This is a genomic window from Polaromonas sp. AER18D-145 (assembly GCF_002379095.1).
GTDB lineage: Bacteria > Pseudomonadota > Gammaproteobacteria > Burkholderiales > Burkholderiaceae_C > Polaromonas.
Genome location: NZ_NBZV01000097.1, coordinates 1 through 2,405, shown reverse-complemented (window position 1 = coordinate 2,405; position 2,405 = coordinate 1). Strand labels below are relative to the sequence as shown.

Here is a 2,405-nt window from a genome sequence, read left to right as displayed (position 1 = left end):
GGCGTCGAAAGCGAAAATCGACCCCAGCGAGGACAGTTTTTGCCGGATTTGCAGGCCCATAGCCCAGCTATGGGATAAAAAGGCGGTGAAAAATGGACCGCTGCGGTCGATTTGCAGCCGACGATTCCCAAGTCCGACAGGCTCCTAGCCACACTGCACTGGCAAACCAGGCCGTACTGTAATGGACCGCCCCGCCTCCCCCTGAAAGCCGTCATGGAACTCAACCTCGAAACCGTCACCACCCCGCCGCGTCCGGCCGCCACCGTGGTGTTGCTGCGCGATGCGCCCGCGGGCCTCGAGGTGTTCCTCATGAAGCGCCACGGCCTGTCGGACGTGCTGGGCGGCGCCTATGTGTTCCCCGGCGGCAAGATCGATGCTGCCGATGCCGAGCTGGACATGGCCGCCCACCTGGACCAGCCGCTGGACGCGCTGCATGCCGGGCTGAACGAGCCCGGCATCGACCTGCGCACGGCCGGCGCCGTGTACGTGGCGGCGCTGCGCGAAGCCTTCGAGGAGTCGGGTGTGCTGTTCGCGCAGGGCCCTGCCCTGCCCGGCCTCGCCGACCAGGCGGCCGCGCTGCTGCGCGAAGGCCACGGCTTCAATGCCGTGCTGGCCCGCATGGCCTTGCGCCTGCAGACGCTCAACGTGGTGCCCTGGTCACGCTGGATCACTCCTGTCACCCCCTCGGTGACCAACAAGCGTTTCGACACGCGTTTTTTTGTCGCGGCGGTGCCCGGCGGCCAGGTGGCCAGCCACGACAATTACGAGACCACCGAGAGCATCTGGCTGAGCCCGCGCCATGCGCTGCAGCAGTACTGGGACCGGCAGATCGAGCTGGCCCCGCCGCAAATCATGAGCCTGGCGCATCTGTCGCGCCACGCGGGCGTTGAGAGTGTTCTGGCCGAGGCCCGCGGGCGCCGGCCGCCGGTGATCCAGCCCGAGCCCTTCGAGCACGAAGGCAGCCGCGTGATCTGTTACCCCGGCGATGCGCGCCACTCAGTGCGCGAGCAGGCCCTGCCCGGCCCCACGCGCCTGAGCTACCGCAACAGGCGCTTCGAACCCGACGCCGGCTTCGAGGCCCTGTTCGGTTAGCCAGCGGGAAATGGCGGCCGGCTCGTTGACGGTGCGCAGCGCCTGGAACGCCAGTTCGGCCTCGGGGTAACGGCGGCGCAGAAAATTGAGCCACTGCTTGAGGCGTCCGGCGCGCGAGTGGGCATCAAGCCGGCTGCAGACCAGCTCCCAGAACTGGGCAATCAAGGGCAGCAGCGTGTCCCAGGCCAGCCCCGCGTCCACGCCGCCGCCGCGGATGGCCAGCGCCAGCCCCGGGTCGGCCACCGCACCGCGGCCCAGCATCAGCATCTCGCAGCCCGAGGCCTGCCGGCACAGGCGCGCATCATCCACCGTCCAGATCTCGCCGTTGGCCACCACCGGAATGCTGACCGCCGCGCGGATGTCGGCAATACGTTCCCAGTAGGCCGGCGGCCGGTAGGCCTGCGCCTTGGTGCGCGCATGCACCACCAGCTCGTCGGCGCCGCTGCCCGCTATCGCCTGCGCGCAGTCAATCGCCTTGCTGTCGTCGTTGAACCCAAGGCGCATCTTGGCCGAGACCGGCAGGTGCGCCGGCACGGCGCGCCGCACGGCCGCCACGATGGCCGCAATCGTGTCGGGCTCCTCGAGCAGCGCGGCGCCACCGCCATGGCGGTTGACCACCTTGGCCGGGCAGCCGAAGTTGAGGTCGATGCCGGCCGGCCCCAGCGTGGCGAGCCGGGCGGCGTTTTCGGCCAGGCACACCGGATCGGAACCCAGCAGTTGCGCACGCACCGGCACACCCGCCAGCGTGCGGCCGCCGGTGTGCAACTCAGGCACGATGCGCGTGAAGACGCGCTCGGGCAGCAGCTGGTCGGTGATGCGGATGAACTCGGACACGCAGCGGTCAATGCCGCCGGCCCGCGTCAGGATGTCGCGCAGCACGAAGTCGAGCAGCCCTTCCATGGGCGCAAGCAGAATGGTCATGGCACCCATGCTAACGCGTGGCCCGCCCGGACCCGCAGGCGGCGCCCGCGCGGACACCGTGATTGCGTTGCGACCCTGGTGCCAAACTGAGCGCCAGCCCTTTGGCAGTGGTCGCCGGAAGCTCTGTTTTTGATAGCAACTCCATCCCCGGTCGGCGTGGCATCGGAAACCGGCGGCGGGCAAACCGCCACGCTGGTGCGCACGGCCTGCCCGGTGGCCCATGCGCCGGCGAGCGTGGTGTTTGTCCAGGCCGGCAGGCCCTGAACGCTGGTCCTACAAGGGACGCGTGCACGTCTTACAGACCGTGCGGCACAAGAGGCCTACATTGGCTGCTTCATTGAAGGAGACCCCATGGCCCGGCTTGACGCCCCCCGCACTGCGCGCAGCAGCCC

The 2,405-nt window shown here is 69.1% G+C and carries 2 protein-coding genes; one reads left to right on the top strand and one right to left on the bottom strand.

Translation table 11 applies throughout. From position 1 onward, the window contains the following. Positions 1-213 precede the first annotated feature (213 nt). The gene (locus B7G52_RS22935) at positions 214-1,092 is read left to right on the top strand and encodes an NUDIX hydrolase (protein WP_096699969.1); all 879 of its coding nucleotides are present in this window, start codon (positions 214-216) and stop codon (positions 1,090-1,092) included. Here the strand turns inward: B7G52_RS22935 and B7G52_RS22930 are convergent. Continuing rightward, positions 997-2,013: a tRNA-dihydrouridine synthase gene (locus tag B7G52_RS22930; protein ID WP_096699970.1), complete on the bottom strand. Its 1,017-nt coding sequence runs from the start codon at positions 2,011-2,013 to the stop codon at positions 997-999. The two genes, B7G52_RS22935 and B7G52_RS22930, sit on opposite strands and share 96 nt — an antisense overlap. Positions 2,014-2,405 lie beyond the last annotated feature (392 nt).

Excerpts from the sequence above, each read along its gene's own strand:
- B7G52_RS22930 (WP_096699970.1), bottom strand. The coding sequence starts at position 2,013 with ATGACCATTCTGCTTGCGCCCATGGAAGGGCTGCTCGACTTCGTGCTG.
- B7G52_RS22935 (WP_096699969.1), top strand. The coding sequence starts at position 214 with ATGGAACTCAACCTCGAAACCGTCACCACCCCGCCGCGTCCGGCCGCC.